Here is a 20,245-nt window from a genome sequence, read left to right on the forward strand (position 1 = left end):
AGAATCATAGGAAAGGATGGCGTTTTTGTATGTATCTATCAATTTCTGACGAATTACAATTATTCGCTGAAGAATTATATGAACATCTTACCCCTTCATTTTTGGAAAATCTCGCTAGAGAGCTAGGTTTTGTAAAACGAAAACGTAAATTTTCAGGGTATGATTTAGCTACTATATGTGTCTGGATTAGTCAACGAGTAGCGAGTGATTCATTAGTCCGATTGTGTAGTCAGCTACATGCATCAACAGGAACTCTTATGAGTCCTGAAGGACTAAATAAGCGCTTTAATAAAAAGGCAGTGTTCTTTTTGAAACATATTTTCTCCACATTATTAAAAAATAAAGTTTGTGGAAAGTCAGCAATTCCAAGTGCTTCACTTACCTATTTTCAGCGAATTCGTATTTTAGATGCAACCATTTTTCACGTACCAAAACACTTGGCCAATGTATATCCTGGATCAGGTGGTTGTGCACAAACAGCGGGTATAAAAATCCAGTTAGAATATGATTTACATAGTGGTCAGTTTTTAAATTTCCAAGTGGAACCAGGGAAAAATAATGATAAAACCTTTGGAACAGAGTGTTTATCAACATTACGCCCTGGTGACCTATGTATTCGGGATTTAGGCTATTATTCACTGGATGATTTAGATCAAATGGATCAACGTGGTGTGTACTATATATCGCGACTCAAATTAAACAATAGGGTATATGTCAAAAATGAATTTCCTGAATACTTTCGAAACGGAACAATAAAAAAACAATCTCAGTACATCAAAGTTGATTTAGAGCACATCATGGATACCTTAAAACCAGGACAGTCCTATGAAATAAAAGAAGCTTATATTGGAAAGGATAAAAAACTATTCACTCGGGTGATTATGTATCGATTAACAGAAAAACAACTTCGTGAGCGTATGAAAAAACAAGTGTACACAGAAAGTAAAAAAGGGATTACATATTCGGAAAAAAGTAAACGATTAGCTGGCATGAACCTATATGTTACCAATACACCTTGGGAGATTGCTCCGATGGAAAAAATCCATAATTTTTACTCTCTCCGCTGGCAAATTGAAATCATTTTTAAAACTTGGAAATCCTTATTTCAAATTCATCATTGGCAACATATTAAACAAGAGCGATTAGAATGCCATGTTTATGGAAAACTCATTGCCATTTTTCTATGTTCTTCTACTATGTTTAAGATGCGACAATTAATTTTACAAAAGAAGAAACAAGAATTAAGTGAATATAAAGCAATTGGAATGATTCAAGACCACTTATCGAGTTTGTATCAAGCCATACAACAAAACATCTAAGAAATAACAAAGATCCTAATCAGCCTGTTCCACCTCCTACAGAAGAACGGAAGAAAATCTCATCGATATGAGAAGAAGACTGTTTTTGATATTATGGGTGTTGTTTATGAGTATAATGGGTTGAAAAAACAAAAGAAAGTTGCATAATTTAAAAAAGGAAACCCGTTAGGGTTTATTTGGTATGCATATTATTAAGAGTATGCTTCTATTTTAGGAATGCTTTACCTCCACAAAATGAAAGTACACTTTGTTTTCATTTTTAAGTTGATGGGCATGGGGTACCGCCAACAAGACGCGAATTTTGCACGCTAAGCAAAAAAACAATAAGCTGTCCACATGGACAGCTTATTTACATAATTCTCGTTCTCGGAAGTAAAGTTTTAAAAGTAATTTATCCATAGTGATATTAAAATTACTACTAACAGGGGTAGCACTATATCGCTATCAACCTAATAAAACAAAATACCTCCTAAAATGTAAAAAAAGGGCTGACTTCTCACAATAACTAACTATAGAAAAAGAAAATTTTCATTTCTTGACAGTTATTAATTAATAAAACCGGTTGCTGAATTTATCCTTTGATGGAAAAGTCATATCCCTTTAAAGGTTGTTGAGTAGAATAATGAGTAATAACTCCAGTTATTAAAGAAATTAACCCCCAAATTAATGCAAGGTAATGTACTTGGGAACTTGGTAGAGTATAAATAAAAAGGCACCCAAGTGAAACTCCCAATATAACAAGTATGAAATATAAATAATCTAAATGAACCCAGCAAAGAATAAGAAAATGCGCGGCATTTATAATACATATTACAGGAAGTAACATATCCACATTCAGTTCTTTAACGAGAAACAATACTGGAATACAAACAACTACGACACCGGAGGAAAATGCAACTAATGATGAATACTGATTAGGTTTTGCAGACATTTTCATCACTTTAAATAAAGCTACTCCAATTATAGGAATAAGCAATCCACCCCATATATAAAACCCTACTACTGCTACTTTAGGTAATGCATAAGTTAATATAAATGCTAATAACCAAAAAACAGCACCTGCAATTAACATAAATCCTCCGCCTCGGTATTCTTTGATAAAATCATAGCGATCCTGACTAATCTCAACATTTTTAGGTACAAAAGGTATTCTCACAGTTTTCCCTCCTCAATTAAATTTCTCCACCATTAAATGGCCTGTTTGCGGCGTCATTTCAAGTGATTTTGCAATGTCTTTTCATTTAAAATTCTAGCAAGTATTTAAGACTTCCTTCCTTGTTTTTTGGTGTGAGTGCTGGCTAGAGGTTTAGTGCACTACTTCTTGGAAGTTGATCTTGTAGCGCTCTTTCTCGTAATTCACTATATTTTCCAAAGAAAATAGCGAAAGGCAAGGCGATGAATACATTTACAAAATGACAAAACTGTAAGAATACACGAATGTTTGTAAGAAAGTTCGATGTTTTCCTTTTTCTTTTTTTATTATAGTGAAAAAGAAGAACGAAATATTCTCTTATGTAGGAAAGGAAGATAATAATGATTGATCTATTAAATAAATGGATGTTAGAAAGTACAGCCAATTTTAATATCGTTGTAGGACTTACAACATTTCTATTTTTTGGTTCAGTAATTGCACTTATTATTATTTACAAAAAATTGGTAAACCAGATGAAAGAACAAATGCTATTTATTTAAAAATTACTTCTCGTATGTTTACTACTCAAATTCTAATGAATGCTATATTTATTTCTTTAGTTGGTAAAGATATTGAGAATTTCCGTCAAATCTTTATAGTATTTGAAGCTTTTGTATTCTTTATTGGAGCTATTTATTCGTTTAAAATATATAGACAGGAATACAAATAATTCACTTATAAGAAACAATAAAAAACAGTAGTGATTTTACACTACTGTTTTTTATTGTTCATTTTCAAATATGAACTTTTCATTTTTAGTTAACTGTATATTCTATACATATGAAGTTAACATAACGTCTCATTATCGGTAGCAAGTTTTTCATAGAATCCTTGTTTTTACTAAATTTTTTGTCTCTATGTCTATCTATCTCTTATACAAGATTTTATATATCATCGATATAGCAGGGATTCTAGGGATCTTCGCTATTCTTTTTTGCATAAAATCTTGTATAGAAAAGTAGTTAGACTAGTGTGTTTTACTTCGGTTCATTTCAAAATATAATTGAAAATTCATCTTTAAATTAAAAAAAGAAGGTGTTACCTTTATATATTAATAACTTCGAAATATTGTATAACAGATAACTTTTATGCATTATTGATTAGCATTGCTTATTGTGCTAACGAATCAGGATAGTGTGGCGACCGACCAACTAAATAGTTGTTTTATCCTCAATTATTAGAAGGAAAGTTCTATCATTTCGTGAATTTATTAGACATAGACGAGTGCTATAATTTTCTATATCTCCATAAAGAGGTGACTACGCATGGATCAAAGACCGTCAGAAGAAGAATACACCGGGAGCTCCGGCGAATATATCCGTTTGGTGCCGGACGGTAACATCATCGACATTCTGCTCGCCCAGGAAAAGCAAATGACCGAGCTCCTGGCATCGTTGAACGAAAGCCAGGCCGCGTATCGGTATGCGGAAGGAAAATGGACGCTGAAAGAAGTCGCGGGCCACATCGCAGACGCGGAACGCGTCATGACCTACCGCCTGCTCCGGTTCGCAAGAGGGGACCAGACGCCTCTGACCGGTTTCGATCAGGAATTGTTCATGCCTCCTTTCGGAAGCTGGACAACCGCGCAATTGGCCGAAGACTACCGGGCCGTACGGCAATCAACGATCACATTGCTGCGCGGGCTACCGGCGGAGGCGTGGACCCGCAAGGGCACAGCCAACAACCTAAGCATTACGGCGCGCGCCCTCGCGTACGGCATCGCAGGACACGAACTTCATCACATGGGGGTTATCCGAAACCGGTACTTGAGTTAATCGTCGGCTGAGGCCTTTGGAATGGAACTAACACCTCTCATACAACCTTAGATACCGTTCTTATTGGGGTCCCGCCCCAGGACCATCAACTTAAGGATTTAGACTATTTTTGAAATTAAAAGCACGTTACTATTCTCTTATGTTAATGAGAAAGGGTGACGTGCTTTTTATGAATATGCACCAAAAACAAGAGTTATCTTTATTTGCCGAAGAGTTATATCGATTTTTTTCATTTGGGGGTATTTATTTTTCTTAGCTTGATGTTGATGGGGCACTACTCTATAATGGTCAAATTAAAATTTAAAACAGTTATAGAGACTCCATTCCTCGGAAATATTTTAACTATTAAGTTGTAAAAAGATATGATGCGAGGAAGGTTTTTATAAATCAAAAAAACTTGATGAATTAGTTGCATAAAGAACTAAACAGCATATATACTATAAACATCAAAAAAAATTGATGAAAGGAGAGTGAACTACAATGGCACAAGATTTTCAGTTATATGAGAAAAAATTTAAAGCGTTGGCGGATCAAAAGCGTTTAGAGATTATGTATGAACTTTGTCAGCGAGGCCAGACTTGTGTATGTGATTTAACAGAGATTTTTGAGATGACACAATCTAAGTTATCCTATCACTTGAAGATTTTATTAGAGGCCGGTTTAATTGTAAAAGAAACAAAAGGTACGTGGAGTTATTATGATTTAAATGACGCGGAAGTGAATAATTTATTATCAGAAGAATTGTGCTGTATCTTTAGAAAAACAGGAAAAGGTAGTTGTTGTTAAAATTTTAAGCTATTAATCAAAAAAAATTGATTAATGATATATAAAGAGGAGGAATAAGGTATGAGATATGTTCACGTCGGTATAAACGTTACGAATTTAGAGAAGTCTATTGAATTTTATGAAAAGGTATTCGGTGTATCACCAGTTAAGGTGAAAACGGATTATGCAAAATTTTTATTAGAAAACCCAGGTCTTAATTTCACGTTGAACGTGCGAGATGAAGTGAAAGGAAATCAAGTAAATCATTTTGGTTTCCAAGTGGATACAGCTGAAGAAATTACATTACATAAAGAAAGATTAGAAAAAGAGGGATTCTTTGCGCGTGATGAGATGGATACGACTTGTTGCTATGCGGTGCAAGATAAGTTTTGGGTAACGGATCCTGATGGTAACGAGTGGGAGTTCTTTTATACGAAAGCAGATAGTGATGTTCACAAAATAGAAGAGTCATCTTGTTGTACGACTTCAAATGAGGCAGCTAAAAATTCTTGTTGTTAATAGGAGATGGAAAATAAAATGAAACGTTTATCATTTCTAGACCGATATTTAACACTATGGATTTTTCTAGCGATGGCTGTTGGGATTGGTTTAGGGTTTGTATTCCCTAGTGTAGTAGATGGACTAAATGCATTACAAGTTGGTACGACGTCTATTCCGCTCGCTGTTGGTTTAATTGTAATGATGTATCCACCATTAGCGAAAGTTCGCTATGAGGAAATGGGCCGAGTATTTAAAGATGTAAAAGTGTTAGTGCTATCTTTAGTACAAAACTGGATTATTGGGCCGGTACTTATGTTTGTTTTAGCAATTATTTTTCTTCCTGATAAACCAGAATATATGGTCGGACTCATTATGATTGGGTTAGCCCGCTGCATTGCAATGGTAATTGTTTGGAACGATCTAGCTGATGGTGATAAAGAATATGCAGCAGGTTTAGTTGCTTTTAACTCGGTATTCCAAATGTTATTCTTCTCAGTTTATGCATACGTGTTTGTAACAGTAATCCCGGAATGGTTAGGAATTGAAGGAGCTATCGTTAGTATTACAATGGCAGAAGTGGCGAAATCAGTATTTATCTATTTAGGAATTCCTTTTATAGCAGGTATGTTGACACGTTTTGTACTAGTAAAGCTAAAAGGAAGACAGTGGTATGAAAAGGTCTTTATACCTAAAATCAGCCCACTTACATTAATTGCACTGCTATTTACGATTATTATTATGTTCTCTTTAAAAGGGGAAATGATTGTTAGCGTGCCATTAGATGTAGTAAGAATAGCAATTCCGTTATTCATTTATTTTATTGTGATGTTCTTTGTTTCTTTCTTTATGGGAAGAAAAATTGGTGCAAACTATCCGGTGACTACAACGTTAGCATTTACAGCAGGTAGTAATAACTTTGAGTTAGCGATTGCTGTAGCAGTTGGTGTGTTTGGTATTCATTCCGGTGCGGCATTCGCAGCTGTCATCGGACCGTTAGTTGAAGTGCCTGTAATGATTGCACTTGTAAACGTTGCTTTTTGGTTTAAGCGTAAATATTTTAATGACCAACCAATAAAAAGTTAAAACAAAGGTGGAAAACAACATGGAAAACAAAAAGACAATCTACTTTTTATGCACAGGAAATTCATGCCGAAGCCAAATGGCAGAAGCTTGGGGAAAACAATACTTAGGAGATAAGTGGAATGTATATTCTGCAGGAATCGAAGCACATGGTGTAAATCCAAATGCTATTAAAGCAATGAAAGAAGTAAATATCGACATAACAAATCAAACATCAGATATAATTGATGCAAACATTTTAAATAGTGCTGATTTAGTCGTTACACTTTGTAGCCATGCAGATGCTGTCTGTCCATCTACTCCGCCGCATGTAAATCGTGTTCACTGGGGATTTGATGACCCAGCAGGAAAAGAGTGGTCTGAATTTCAACGTGTTCGCAATGAAATTGGAGAACGTATAAAGCGATTTTCTGAAACAGGGGAGTAAATAAAGGAAAGAGTCAATCTTCTATCGTATAGGAGATTGGCTTTTTTTATTATATATTTCATTGGTTTAAAACAACTATCAAAATGAATAGAGAATATTCTGTCATATTAATAAAGTTAGAATAGAGCAGTTTCAGGAAGGCGGTTTAACGTATACATTACTTTTAGAGTGCACCTTACATGGTTTTTTGTTTATAAAATTTTGGTGGTGGGGGTATAGCGAATAGCGTTTACTCTCATTTTTTTGAGAACAGAGTGGAACGCAAAATATAAAATGTAATAAATTGTCCTACTGAGGTTACTCCTGTGGTTTTTTTGTAGTTAGGAGAAAGGGGGTCTAAGGAATGTAGAGAAGGTTGATTTGGAATGAAATTTAATTTCAAACCAACATAAAAATATTGAAATGACTGGAACTTTTAAACGATTTTATTTTAAAATAAACAACTTTTTTTATAACTTAACACAGTATTTCATTTAACTAGATTGAAATAGAATTTTTTTATTCTGAAAGTTTGATATTGTTAGTTTCTTACATGCTTTTCCTATTTGTAATGGTATAGTAAAATATAGTAAAAAGAGAGGGGATTAGTATGGCGATAATTGGAATTGATTTAGGGACAACTAATAGTTTAGTAGCAACATGGTCGGAAGATGGTGCAACGCTTATTCCAAATGTTTTAGGTGAATTTCTCACACCATCGGTAGTTAGCGTTGATGAAACGGGTGAAATTTTGGTCGGGCGTATTGCGAAGGAGAGACTAATAACTCATCCACAACTAACAGCAGCAACTTTTAAACGTTTTATAGGAACAGAGAAAAAATATGAACTAGGTACATATACTTTTTCATCTGAAGAACTCTCATCTTTTATTATTAAATCTTTGAAACAAGATGCAGAAGCGTATTTAAATGAAGAGGTTACCGGTACTGTAATTAGTGTCCCTGCCTATTTCAATGATACACAGAGAAAATCAACGAAACGTGCAGCGGAAATAGCTGGATTAACCGTAGAACGTCTCATTAGTGAACCAACGGCTGCAGCAATTGCTTATGGATTATACCAAGAAGAGTCAGAAACAAAATTTCTCGTATTTGATTTAGGGGGAGGAACTTTTGACGTTTCCATTTTGGAATTGTTTGAAGGGATAATGGATGTAAAATCTATTGCTGGTGATAATTATCTTGGTGGTGAAGATTTTACAAAAAGTTTAATGAGCTTTTTCCTGGAATCACATCAACTGGATCCAGATTCACTTGATTCTAAAACATTATCATTAATTTATACACAAGCAGAACGTTGTAAGCTTGCTCTGTGTGATGAGTCAGCTGCGACTATGAATGTTGTGATTCATAATCAAACATATGAAACGAGCATAAATAGAGGTGAATTCGAAAAAATTGTAACACCACTACTGTTACGTCTTCGTTATCCAATTGAACGTGCCCTTCGCGATGCTTCGTTAAACCCGAAGGATTTAGATGCTGTAATTTTAATTGGTGGGGCTACAAGAATGCCACTTGTGAAATCTGTTATATCTAAAATGTTTGGGCGTATGCCTTATGCAAACATAAATCCTGATGAAACAGTTGCTTTAGGTGCCGCGATTCAAGTTGCCTTGAAAGAACGAAATAAGGCGTTAGAAGAAGTGATTTTAACCGATGTCTGTCCATATTCTTTAGGAACAAGTGTCGTTCAAGAATTTGGAGATGGTAAGACAGAGTCTGGTTACTTCTTCCCAATTATAGAGAGAAATACACCTATTCCTGTAAGTAAAGTGGAGCGACTATATACAGTAAAGGATAGACAACAATTTATCATTATTGATGTATATCAGGGAGAAAACCGCAGGGTAGTAAACAATTTGAAACTAGGTGAACTCAAAATTAAAATTCCTCCCGCTCCCGCTGGAAATGAATCGGTTGATATTCGCTATACATACGATATTAACGGCATTCTCGAAGTTGAGGTAATAAGTACGTCAACTGGAGAAAAGAAAAGAACGATCATTCAGCAAAACGCTGGAAATCTTACAGATGAAGAAATAGAAAAGAGACTTTTAGAGTTAAGAGATATTAAAATTCATCCGAGAGATAGAGAAGAAAATCGACTTCTTCTTGCAAAGTGTGAACGACTTTACGAAGAGTTGCTGGGCGATGAACGTAAAAAGATTTCTATATTACTACAACAATTCGAGAGCGTGCTTACAACACAAAATGATAAAAAGATTAAAGAAGCTTCTAGTATATTAAAAGAACATATTGAAAGTATGGAAAGGTGGGCAAATCGCTAATGAGTATTTGGGATACGTTGGAGATTGAACCTACTGACAATATTTTGGTGATTAAAAAAGCCTATGCAAAACTTTTAAAAATACATCATCCAGAAGAGGATCCAGAAGGATATCAACGATTAAGAGAAGCGTTTGATCAGGCAGTAAAAAGTGCGAAAAATATGAAAGATAAGCCGTCGATTCAAATAGATGAAATTACCGCTCCCGATAGGGAACTTGCAATTTCTCCATGGACTGACAGTGATGCGGAAATTGCTACTACTACAATCGCTGAGCATCCAGTTTATACATTCATGGAAAGTGTTGAAACGCTTTATGATAATTTCTTTGCACGGATAGAGCAGAGAAATTGGGAAGAAATATTGCGTTCAGACGTGATATGGGATGTTCAATATGCAGTAGCATTGCAAGATCAATTAATTGAATTTTTCTTATATCATTATCACTTTCCACATTCGATTTGGGAATTAATCGATCAAGTATTTCGATTCAGTGAACAAAAAGATGATTTAGTAAATGAATACGGAGAAGAAACAATCCAATTTTTATTAGAAAGAATTAGCGGCGAAAAAGAAATGCGTTATGATATTTTCGAACAAAAAGATGATTTTGATTTTGAATTATACTTTTATGTACGAGAAGAAATTCAAAGGAAACTGATAGCGAATGAATTAGAAGATGTAAAAGAAGAACTGGATCGTGCGTTTGCAATGTATCAAAGGGACCCCGAATTATTACGTATGCAAGGTATTTATTATTTACGTATAGATAATAAGGAGAAGGCATTACAGGCATTTAGCGATATTGTGTCTATTGATAAAAACGATCCAGATGCATTATTATATCGTGCCCGTATTCAGTATAATCTTGGTCAATTTCACGATGCTATCAAAGATTGTGAACATCTTCTTTCTATCCATCCAGAGCATATGGATGCGATGCTTATGATGACAAAATGTTTAGAAAAAATAGGAGAAATAGAGAAAGCTGAAAAAATAGTGCAAGATGCCCTGAAAATAGATATAACCCGTGTTGAGTTTTTCTCATACGTCAATACATTCTTTGCTAAAAGTGGAAAGAAAGCACCTAAACAAAAGATAACAAAGGCTCATATATTTGGGTGGATATTCTGGTATAGTGGCTTATTTTTAAGTCGTACTTGGGTGTATTTCTTATTCTTTATACTTGCTACTGTAACGCGATTACCTTTCAAGTATATTCTTTTTCTTCCAATCGTTTGGGAATTATGGAAGTTTTATAGATTGAAAATCAAATTTTAAGGAGGAGCTTAGGTGTTCGTTTCAAGAAAGCAAAAGCAGATAGAACAATATTTTCGATGCCTGTCTACAATTTGTATAGATAGTTATTTTCTTGTTCATTATTTTACAAAATATGAATTTACATTTATAAGAGACCGTATACTTGGTAAAAGGTTTTTGAAAAGACAATTAAGGGAATTTGATTGTAACGACTCAGCGCAATTAAAAGAAAAGATTGAATGGTTATTAGAAGAAGGAACACGCCAAGAATTTCACACTATACACAATCAATTAACTCCTCTTTCAGAAGCAGGGCGAAAGCTGTCACTTACGAGTCAGTCAAGCAATGAAAAAATCTACATTGTGAATTACTCATTGCATATGTTACCGGATGCTGGGATTGCTGCATTTGATTATGCACAGTGTATTTATTTAAGTCGAATTGGTAATAGATTAGGTTATTTATCTAAAAAAGAAGCAGAACATTATATGATACAAGCGGCAAAACTTGCTCAAAAATCCTATTCAGATTGGAAAGAGTATTTTTTAGCTTATCATATCGGTTGCCATTTTAATAAATCGGACATAAAGTTCACGAATGTGGATAAATATAATTTTACTTACCCACAGAGTATGTTTAGAGTTAGAGATTCTTACCTGAATACAATTGCATGGGAAAATGACCTCCTTACAGATTTGAATGAAGGATAATTTTTGAGGGGGAATCTTACAACTAGACCGGATTATATTAGAATTGTTGATACATAATACTTCACCAAATGAAGAATTAGCAATATAGTCGTTTGAAAATCTAAGTTTAGTTCTATAACAGGTCCCAATTGTGGACCATAGAGATACTTGATAAAAACGTTCTTTGGAATTATGCGGACTCCATGTATTTGCCTACTCCTTCACATGTGAATCGTATTCATTGGAGATTTAACGCTTCAGTAGGAAAAGAGGGGTCTGAATTTCAACGTGTTCGCGATGAAATCGGAGAACGGATTAAACGATTTTCTGAAACAGGTGAGTAAATAAAGGAAAGAGTCAATCTTCTATCGTATAGGGGAATTGGCTCTTTTTTATTATATATTTCATTGTTGAAAACAACTATTAAAACGAATAGAGAATATTCTGTCATAGTGGTAAAGTTAGAATAGAGGAGTTCCAGGAAGGTGGTTTAACATATGATTTCTGAATTAAACAAGAATGATTTTTATAAATGTACCGGTTTAGTAAATGAAAAAGGGCAATTAGAAGTAAAAGCTGTCATTGCAGGAGTGAACCCTGGTCGTATATTTGTAGATAACATCTATTCTCCTAATTCTGGGCTTATATGGTTAGGTAATAACGATGGCTTCTTTTTTATAGGAAGTGCAGAAAATGAAAAGTTTAATAAAGAAATTAATAGTTTTATTAATAATGTAATAGAACCTGAGGCGAGAAAGGTTGAACTAAATTGCTTTGAAGGAATCGGCAATCATTCAAAGTGGAATAAAACAATTGAAAAAATATTTCAGCATCGTAAATTAAAGAGTTGGAATCAAAGAGTGTATACGATTAAAAAAGAAGACTATGAAGATAAGTATGAACCTAAAATTGAGTTAGGGTATACAGTATTGAAAATAAGTAAAAGCCTCTATGAAAATCATGAAAATTCATTGAAGAACATTGAATTTTTAAAATCAAAAATTTTAGAGTTTTGGTCCTCACCAGATGAATTTTTTACTGAGGGAATAGGCTATTGCATTACTTATGACAATATGATCATAAGTGTTTGTTTTTCAGGATTCGTCTTTGAAAATATACATTGTATAGATATTGAAACAATAGAAGGTCATCAGGGAAGAAAATTAGCCCAAAAGATAACTCATAGTTTTGTAAGAGAGTGTTTGGAGAATAACATCATTCCATATTGGGACTGTATGGAATTGAACAAGCCTTCTGTGGCTGTTGTAGAAAATGTAGGGTTTGCAAATGTGTTTAATTATGTAGGGTATTATTTTCCATTTGAGTAACTTAGACGTATTTTACAAACCTATCAACTTAAAAGGTTTTTATATGAAAGGAGAATAGGGTGAAACACATAATAAAAGATGTATTAATGAATTATTTTAAAGAAATTCATTCAATAGCAGTGGAGGAAGAATTACATAAGGATAGTTGGAATACCGATCTACACTATAAAATTATGGTGAATGGAAAGCGATATTCCGCAAGATTTATGAATAGCGCCCGAACAATCAATCCTGCCTTTGGGATGTTATCAAATGAACAATTGAAAGAGCAAGTACGGTATACGTATTATTTACGCGAGCAGGGGATTCATTTTATGCAAATTAACAAGAATAGGGCGGGAGAGTTATTTACATTTGTCACTTGGAATGATGAACAATACCGATTTGTATTGTCTAATTGGATTGAAGGAGAACATATTACACATTGTACAGAAAATATTGCAGAAGCCTTTGGAACGGAAGCAAGAAAGATCCATGATATTTCTAGTACATTTCAAAGCTCGATTTTTCAAAAGAAATCTCATTTAGATGGGTATGCCCAGTTTATTAATATGTTAGAAAGTAAGGTAAGCGCATGTAAAGCATTACGGGAGTATATAGATCTTGCTAAATATCATATAGAATGCGCACATACGAGTGACTTAGAGTTTATCGTACAAACAGATTTAAATCCTTTGAATGTTTTATGGGACTCAAGCCAACAGGTAAAAGGAATTGTAGATTTTGAATCTATTAGTTATGTAGACCGCATTGAAGGATTAGCTTTTTTAATAAAGTGGTATTCTCGCACAAAAGGAATACATTCGCATGAAGTGTGTGCGAGAGTGGCTAGTTCATTTTTAGAAGGGTATAAGGCCAATAATATTTTAACTTTAAATGATTATAAAAGGCTTTCTTCATTGCTATGGCTATCTGGTAGTTTGAATTGGAATTTTGTGAAGAAAACGCTAAGTGTAATAAGTGATGAGAGGGAATTAGAAGAACATTTGGAAGCTTATAGAGTGAGGGGGGAAAGATTATCTTCATTGTTAATTTGTAGATAATATTTATTCTCCTAATTTGGGATTCAAAAAAGAAACCATATGAGGTGTTCTAAAAATGAAAATACAAATTGTATTGTTTGATGGCTTCGGAGAGCTTGTCTCTTTCGCACCGTTTGAGGTACTCAAAAGAGCGATAGAAGAAGGGGCTTCACTTACGGTTGAATTCGTTTCAAGTGAACCAAAGCAAGAAGTTACTACTTCGTTTGGAGTTACGGTTAAACTAAATGATTTTTTACGAATGGATAATCGTCCAGATTTGTTAATTGTACCTGGTGGTGGCTGGAATCATAAAGCCGAACATGGCGCACGAAAGCAAGCAGAGATTGGTACCTTGACCGAAATGATTAAAGAGATGCACAAGGAAGGAACAATTGTTGCTGGAGTTTGCACAGGAGGTATGCTACTAGCTGCCTCAGGTATATTGAATAGTCGAAAGGCGACGACGCACTATTTGGCACAGGATGAAATGAGTGAATACGGTGCAGAACTTCTTCGTTACAGAATTGTGGATCAAGGCGATATTATTACTGCAAGGGGAGTTACTTCAGGAATCGATTTAGGTCTTTGGATTACTGAAAAGTTCGCAAGCTCCAAAATTGCAGCTGCTGTTGAATATAGAATGGAATATGAAAGGCGAGGGGTTGTTTGGAAGTAATTTTTTATTCGCTGAATCATATTTTTTGCTGTAGAGTGTATTAGATATTTTAAAAGAGAAAGAGCCAACTTAATACAAGTAGGCTCTTTCTTCTATGTATGAACTTTCTATGGTTAATAATTTGGCTGAATATAACCTAATTTTATCCCGCTATTTGCCGGGCAGTAAGACCCCCACCTCACAATTCAGTGAATGCAAAGAAGTTAGGTGGGAGCCGGGCTGCCCGTAAACGCCCGATTGGTGAGGGCTGAATAAAGTTTCACTTTATTTCCTTTGTGACAGCGTCTAAAGAGGATGAAACAATAGTACAAGAATCACGAATAATATAATTATTAAACTATATTAATTTCATAGGCGTGAAGATGTAGTCTAACCATTAACTTAAATGAATTCGCATCGATATACATGAAGTTAAGTGTTTGGTACTTTCTAACTCTCGTATTCTATAAAAATCATTTGCGAAAAAGGGATTTGGATAATTTTGTTGAATTTATTTATTCTGAAAAAACAATTTTGAATTGGAACTAATTTACATCTAATAATTAGAGGAGATTAAAAATGAATCACTTTTTTGTAGAATTTGGTGAATACCAAGCAAGTGTTTGTGAATGGGGAAATAAAAGTAAACCTCAAATCATTTGTTTTCATGGTTTAGGAAGTACAAAATTAAGTTTTATAGAAATAGCGGAACTTTTAAAGGATAAATATCATATTGTATCATTTGATCTACCTGGACATGGGAAAACACCAAGTTTTGAGAAGGATGAAGATTACGGTGCATTCCATTTAACAAATTGGGTAGTAGCATTACTGGAGCAGATAGGAAAAGAAACATTTCATACATTAGCACATTCATGGGGAGCAAGCGTTGCACTTCACTATGCAGCAGAATGTCCAGAAAAAGTTAATAAAATGATTTTGTTAGATGGTGGTTATCATCATGGTAAAATGAATGCAGATTATTTTGCGAAGCTATATAAAGATTCGAAAGAAGGGGAGTGTCTACCGCGATCATTAGAAGAAGAAATCACTCATTATGAAAAAGATTTTGATGAATATATTTTTGACAGTAAAGAAGCATTCATCCAATCAGAAAAAATGGTTTATAGCAGATGGTCACCATTAATAGAACGCGCGGTTTATGATTTAATGCGAGAAGAAGATAGTAAAGTGAAATGGCATGCTACTGGCGATACCGCTCGAAGTGTAATTAAGTTTCAATATACGGTGTATAAAACATTGAAATCTCATAAAATTAAAAGCGATATTTTATTATTGTATTGTGATCTTCCAGATAATTATTTAGAAATAAGAGAATTGCAAATTGCGGAATTTAAGAAGTATATTGATATTACAACTAAGCTTTATAAAGATACAGGACATTTAATGCACTGGGATAGACCAGAAGAGATTACTGAGGATGTTTTAAATTGGTTCATATAAAAAAGGTCCGTTGTTCGAATGTGAGCAACGGGCCTTTTGTTGAAAAACTTAATTCAAGAGTGATAGGGGGACAAGCAAGAGCATTACAGTTCTATCACCAATCCTTTTTTTGATATAGTAGATGTACAGCAGAAAATAGATAGAAAGATACTGCTAGTAATTTATACTTAAAATGTAGGGAGATTGAACAGAGTTATGGGGAATGAAAAAGAAATTAGTTCCGCTAAATTAATATGGAAGATGACGAGGCCACATACATTAACGGCGACGTTTTCTCCTGTAATTTTAGGGACAGTGGCATCACTGTATGTTGCCGAAATTGATTGGCTTTTATTTATTGCGATGATGGTTGCATGTTTAGCATTGCAAATAGCAACGAATTTATTTAATGAGTACTATGATTTCAAACGCGGATTAGATACTGCTGATTCTGTTGGAATTGGTGGTGGAATTGTCCGTCATGGATTGAAACCAAAAAATGTGTTAACAGTTGCGCTTTTATTGTATGTAGTAGCAGCATTTATTGGCATTTATATTTGTATGAATAGCAGCTGGTGGTTAGTCGTTATCGGTTTAATTGGGATGGCGGTTGGCTATTTATATACAGGTGGTCCATTACCAATTGCGTACACTCCGTTTGGAGAATTAGTTTCTGGATTGCTAATGGGAACATGTTTTGTACTCATTGCTTTCTTTATTCAAACGAATACTATAACGATTGAAAGTGTATTGATTTCCGTTCCAATTGGAATTTTAGTCGGTGCAATCAACATGTCGAATAACATCCGAGATATCGAAGAAGATATTAAAGGTGGAAGAAAGACATTGGTAATCCTCCTTGGGAGAGAGAAAGCTGTAGTAACACTAGCTGTAGCCTTTTTCATTGCTTATTTATGGATTACCGTAATTGTATTGATGGGTTATATAAGCCCTTGGGCATTAGTTATGTTCCTAGGTTTGAAAAAGCCAATCTCTGCAATTCGAAGTTTCCAAAAAGGGGAAAAGGATCCCGGGTATATGCGCATAGCAATGAAATCAACAGCGATGACAAATACGATTTTTGGCTTCTTATTATCAGCAGGATTATTAATCAGTTATCTGTTTTAAATAAAAACTATTGTTAAGTGACTAAACCTCAAATTCTCGATTTTAATATAGAGAAATCATATGAGGTGAAACCCGAAGCACCATACTTATTTGTTGAAGAGTACCTAATGGCGGGTGCTCTTTTAAATTTGAATAAAATGGACATTTGAATTGAAATATACACTTAAACTAAGTTGATAAATATTTGTAACCCCTTTCGTTGATTTAATTCTAGATGTATATTTGATATGAACATATATAAATTTCATTAGGGGTATAAGTGAAGATGCGAGAAAAAGAACGCTTAAAGCAATGGAGAGCAGATCTACAACAAATTATTTTGGAAAAGTCTAAAGAGAAAAGAAAGAAAAAGAAAATGAAAAATAAAAAATATAGCATTCCCGGCAATACAGCTGACTTCATGAATGGCAAGAATACTTATCGTAAAGAGAATGGGGTATGGAAGCAAAGAAATAAATGATGTGAGAATAAATGAGTTTGATTAAGTGTATAGCAATTATCATAGGCGCTACCGCGTGATCTGGGTGGCGTCTTGTTTGTTGTTAAGGAAAGATAAGGGGTGAAATAGATTTGAGACTTAAAGATTAGATAATAATATTATTAATTTAAAATACAGAAAATAGACTAGTAAACAAGCTGTTTTTGTTTTTTAGCATAGAATATGAGGAATCCAAGAGTTAAGAGGAGGTAATCATATTTATGGGATGTAATTGTAATTTCAGACATTGCAGAGATTGTAATAGATTTTGGGATGATTTAATGTTCTGTAGACGCAGACATAGAGATTGTGATGACCGTCGTTGTAGACGTGACCGCGACTGTGATTGTGATGAATGTCGTTGTAAACGTAATCATGATCGTGACTGTGATTGTGATAAGCGTAAGGATTGGTAAAGTCCTTTGAATGAGTGCGTTTCTTCACAGCACTCTTTTTTTGTTTATGGGTTTTCTAAATTTATACTTATTAAATGCCTGAAATGGAACGTGAAGTAATTAATGAACGTGTTATTAGTGGTGTAGCTGCTGCGAAGGCAAGAGGAAGAGAAGGCGGTAGAAAGAAGGCTCATACTCCTCAACAAATTCAAGGCATGATGGAAATGCTTGCTTCTGGTAAAACGAAAGTAGAAGTATGTGAGATGTTTGATGTTGCTCGTGCAACCCTGTATATGTACTGAAACAGGAGTTAGTCGTACGGTTTTGTACGAAATAGCAAAAGAAAAAGGAATAGTTTAATTTACTTTAAAGTAGCGAATCCGCTGCTTTTTTATTTTATCAAATAAATTGTTTTTGAAAAGAAATGAAATAGGGGTTTGCCTTAAACATTTATTATTAATCAAGAATATAAGTATAGAAACAGGTCTAATTTTTGTAATGGTGGAGGGGATTGTTGTGGACATAACTCAAAGTGTGGCAAGAATAGTGGTTAATGGGAAAGGCCTTCCGTTCACTTCAGTTCAAACCTCTGCATGGAATCATGGACCTGTAAATGATTTAATCGTTTCGACGAATCAGAGAGTGAATGAGCTTTATCAATTCATGTGGTCACAAGTACCAGTTACGATCTCGGTGTATTTTCTTCAAGGGGCGGACTTAATGAGATTCGCTAGGATTGCTGGAATTAATGAACGTGTAACGGGAGAATATATATATCATTTCATTTGGGGATAAGGAGAATTCAAAGTAGCTTAACAGCTGCTTTTTTATTTTGAATAGAAAAAGGAACCATAATAGGCTCCTTAATTCGATTCAGAAGTTGTGTAGTTTTTCTTGATGATATCTTTTATTTTGATAATTAAGGATATAAGGAATCAAGCACCTAGGATACCGTTTACCTAGTAATATGTATTCCTGGATGTAAATTCATTATAAAAGGAATCGATATTATAATATACTAAGCCTGCTGACTATGAGATGGTCGGGTACAAATGTTAATGTTTTTCCTATAAATTTTTCTTTTATCCGCTTATAATCATTTGTTTTATTGAATAAAGAAAGTAATTTCTCTGAAATCCGTTTATTAGTAGACAGTTTTTTTTCATTCCGCATTGTTGGTACATAGTTCTGTCCGAAAGCACCTCCTAACCTTGATAATTCAAGTGTTAACGGAAAAAAGGGAAGTCTAAAAGATACAGAAAATAAGAAACCCTCAAATCAAGAAGGTAGCTGAGTAGTAATATTTTTCTATCCAAATATTACTATTTTTTATTTTTCATGCTATGATTGATATGTTAATGAGTTGAAAGGGTGATTTTATGAAGTTTGGTAAAATAGGATTAGTTGTTGCAGCAAGTTTAAGTCTTTTCGCTTTATCTGCGTGTGGAAAATCTGCAAAAGAAACCGTTGTTTCTTCAACAGAAAACATTTTGAATGCAAAACAAATGGAATCAAGTGGTTCAATTTCTTTTAAATTCGATTCTAATGCGAAAGATATGGAAACAGAAGATAAAGCGGCAATTGATATGTTAAAAAACATATCATTTACAGTTGATTCAAAAACAGATAAAGATGCAAAAAAAGATGAAATAACAATTGGTGCAAATATTAAAACAGATGGAATGAAAATGGATATATCGATTCCAATGTTTATGGATGAAGGGAAAAAGGCTTTATATGTAAAAGCAAATAATGTAAAATCATTATTACAATTAGCTGGCGTTCCTGGTGATAGTTTTTCTACTCTAGAAGGAAAAGTTATCAAAATGGATATGAAAGATTTAGGGGAAGTAGATACAAAAGAATCTGTGGAAATCCAAGAGAAAGTGCAGAAAGCGTTATTAGATGCAATCAAAGCACTTCCTGAAGACAAATTTACAAAAGAAAAAGATGTATATACTGTGAAATTAACAGGTAAAGATTTAAAAACAGTGATTGAAAAGGTATTTGATGAAATGTCTACAATGAAAAACTTCACTGGAACAAAACAAGAAATTGCAGACTTTAAGGAAAAATTAAAAGATGCAAATCTTGATAAATCATCTGTTTCTTTAATTTATACAATGGATGGAACAACGATTAAAAAACAAGATGCAGCAATTCATGTCGAAGCAGAAAATTCTAAAGACGAAAAAGAAACAATTAAATTTGATATGAATATTAATTCTGATATTAAATCTATCGATAAGCCTATCAAATTCACATTCGATACTTCTGAAAAGAACATTGTCCCAATGGATGAGTTGCAAAAAATGATTGGTGAATTTATGAATCAATCTATGAATCAATCTATGAGGTATGATGACATGGATGGCGGGGAAGTAACTCCTGTTCAACCAGCTCCAACAGAACCTGCAGTATAAAAAGGCCCCCTTAGAAGGGCATAGCCACATTGCTATCAAACTAACAAAACAAAATACAAAAAATACGCTATTCTT

19 protein-coding genes and 4 pseudogenes are annotated in these 20,245 nt (G+C 34.0%); 21 read left to right on the plus strand and 2 right to left on the minus strand.

Annotated features, from left to right (window positions below; genetic code table 11):
* The first annotated feature begins 29 nt into the window (after positions 1-29).
* Positions 30-1,466: pseudogene (locus JDS80_RS19100) on the plus strand (IS4 family transposase).
* A gap of 424 nt (positions 1,467-1,890) precedes the next feature.
* Here the strand turns inward: JDS80_RS19100 and JDS80_RS19105 are convergent.
* A complete protein-coding gene (locus tag JDS80_RS19105; protein WP_071746575.1) occupies positions 1,891-2,475 on the minus strand; it encodes a DUF7010 family protein in 585 nt (194 codons plus the stop codon).
* Positions 2,476-2,620: 145 nt separating this feature from the next.
* A pseudogene (locus JDS80_RS32355) lies at positions 2,621-2,713 on the minus strand (transposase); the annotation flags it as partial.
* Between the two features lie 139 nt (positions 2,714-2,852).
* Here JDS80_RS32355 and JDS80_RS19110 point away from each other — a divergent pair.
* The 20 genes and pseudogenes from JDS80_RS19110 (at position 2,853) to JDS80_RS19200 (ending at position 20,170) form a co-directional block, all read left to right on the plus strand.
* Positions 2,853-3,181: pseudogene (locus JDS80_RS19110) on the plus strand (6-aminohexanoate hydrolase).
* Between the two features lie 595 nt (positions 3,182-3,776).
* Positions 3,777-4,286, plus strand: a complete 510-nt coding sequence (locus JDS80_RS19115; RefSeq protein ID WP_199639710.1) for a DinB family protein — start codon at positions 3,777-3,779, stop codon at positions 4,284-4,286.
* A 480-nt stretch (positions 4,287-4,766) separates the two neighbouring features.
* Positions 4,767-5,072 (plus strand): arsenical resistance operon transcriptional regulator ArsR, encoded by a 306-nt coding sequence (gene arsR / locus JDS80_RS19120; protein ID WP_000046016.1) that lies wholly within the window; start codon positions 4,767-4,769, stop codon positions 5,070-5,072.
* Positions 5,073-5,132: 60 nt separating this feature from the next.
* On the plus strand, positions 5,133-5,570 hold the full coding sequence (locus JDS80_RS19125; RefSeq protein ID WP_071746579.1) for an ArsI/CadI family heavy metal resistance metalloenzyme: 438 nt from the start codon (positions 5,133-5,135) through the stop codon (positions 5,568-5,570).
* Positions 5,571-5,588: 18 nt separating this feature from the next.
* A complete protein-coding gene (gene arsB, locus JDS80_RS19130; RefSeq protein ID WP_071746580.1) occupies positions 5,589-6,635 on the plus strand; it encodes an ACR3 family arsenite efflux transporter in 1,047 nt (348 codons plus the stop codon).
* Positions 6,636-6,654: 19 nt separating this feature from the next.
* Positions 6,655-7,059, plus strand: coding sequence for an arsenate reductase (thioredoxin) (gene arsC, locus JDS80_RS19135; protein WP_071746581.1), 405 nt, complete (start codon positions 6,655-6,657; stop codon positions 7,057-7,059).
* A gap of 589 nt (positions 7,060-7,648) precedes the next feature.
* Complete coding sequence (hscC, locus tag JDS80_RS19140; protein ID WP_098890368.1) at positions 7,649-9,349, plus strand: molecular chaperone HscC; 1,701 nt, start codon at positions 7,649-7,651, stop codon at positions 9,347-9,349.
* Positions 9,349-10,629: a J domain-containing protein gene (locus JDS80_RS19145; RefSeq protein ID WP_199639712.1), complete on the plus strand. Its 1,281-nt coding sequence runs from the start codon at positions 9,349-9,351 to the stop codon at positions 10,627-10,629. Before hscC ends, JDS80_RS19145 begins: the two co-directional genes overlap by 1 nt.
* Before the next feature lie 12 nt (positions 10,630-10,641).
* Positions 10,642-11,319, plus strand: coding sequence for a DUF1266 domain-containing protein (locus JDS80_RS19150; RefSeq protein WP_199639714.1), 678 nt, complete (start codon positions 10,642-10,644; stop codon positions 11,317-11,319).
* A gap of 134 nt (positions 11,320-11,453) precedes the next feature.
* Positions 11,454-11,642: pseudogene (locus JDS80_RS19155) on the plus strand (low molecular weight phosphatase family protein); the annotation flags it as partial.
* A gap of 153 nt (positions 11,643-11,795) precedes the next feature.
* On the plus strand, positions 11,796-12,626 hold the full coding sequence (locus JDS80_RS19160) for a GNAT family N-acetyltransferase (protein WP_098890365.1): 831 nt from the start codon (positions 11,796-11,798) through the stop codon (positions 12,624-12,626).
* Between the two features lie 59 nt (positions 12,627-12,685).
* Positions 12,686-13,669 (plus strand): phosphotransferase, encoded by a 984-nt coding sequence (locus tag JDS80_RS19165; RefSeq protein WP_142347588.1) that lies wholly within the window; start codon positions 12,686-12,688, stop codon positions 13,667-13,669.
* 55 nt (positions 13,670-13,724) lie between these two features.
* The gene (locus tag JDS80_RS19170; protein WP_199639716.1) at positions 13,725-14,324 is read left to right on the plus strand and encodes a DJ-1/PfpI family protein; all 600 of its coding nucleotides are present in this window, start codon (positions 13,725-13,727) and stop codon (positions 14,322-14,324) included.
* Between the two features lie 558 nt (positions 14,325-14,882).
* A complete protein-coding gene (locus JDS80_RS19175) occupies positions 14,883-15,767 on the plus strand; it encodes an alpha/beta fold hydrolase (RefSeq protein ID WP_199639718.1) in 885 nt (294 codons plus the stop codon).
* Positions 15,768-15,962: 195 nt separating this feature from the next.
* Positions 15,963-16,874: a 1,4-dihydroxy-2-naphthoate polyprenyltransferase gene (menA, locus tag JDS80_RS19180; RefSeq protein ID WP_071772411.1), complete on the plus strand. Its 912-nt coding sequence runs from the start codon at positions 15,963-15,965 to the stop codon at positions 16,872-16,874.
* A gap of 265 nt (positions 16,875-17,139) precedes the next feature.
* Positions 17,140-17,334: a hypothetical protein gene (locus JDS80_RS19185; protein WP_071772410.1), complete on the plus strand. Its 195-nt coding sequence runs from the start codon at positions 17,140-17,142 to the stop codon at positions 17,332-17,334.
* 239 nt (positions 17,335-17,573) lie between these two features.
* Positions 17,574-17,768 carry a hypothetical protein gene (locus JDS80_RS31555; protein WP_242477385.1) on the plus strand — a complete coding sequence of 65 codons (195 nt, stop codon included), beginning with the start codon at positions 17,574-17,576 and terminating at the stop codon, positions 17,766-17,768.
* A gap of 83 nt (positions 17,769-17,851) precedes the next feature.
* Complete coding sequence (locus JDS80_RS19190) at positions 17,852-18,049, plus strand: helix-turn-helix domain-containing protein (protein WP_242477386.1); 198 nt, start codon at positions 17,852-17,854, stop codon at positions 18,047-18,049.
* A 196-nt stretch (positions 18,050-18,245) separates the two neighbouring features.
* Positions 18,246-18,542, plus strand: coding sequence for a hypothetical protein (locus JDS80_RS19195; protein ID WP_242477387.1), 297 nt, complete (start codon positions 18,246-18,248; stop codon positions 18,540-18,542).
* 584 nt (positions 18,543-19,126) lie between these two features.
* Positions 19,127-20,170, plus strand: a complete 1,044-nt coding sequence (locus JDS80_RS19200) for a hypothetical protein (RefSeq protein ID WP_199639720.1) — start codon at positions 19,127-19,129, stop codon at positions 20,168-20,170.
* Positions 20,171-20,245: the final 75 nt, after the last annotated feature.

Origin of the sequence: Bacillus cereus group sp. N8 (assembly GCF_016483685.1) — a bacterium.
GTDB lineage: Bacteria > Bacillota > Bacilli > Bacillales > Bacillaceae_G > Bacillus_A > Bacillus_A proteolyticus.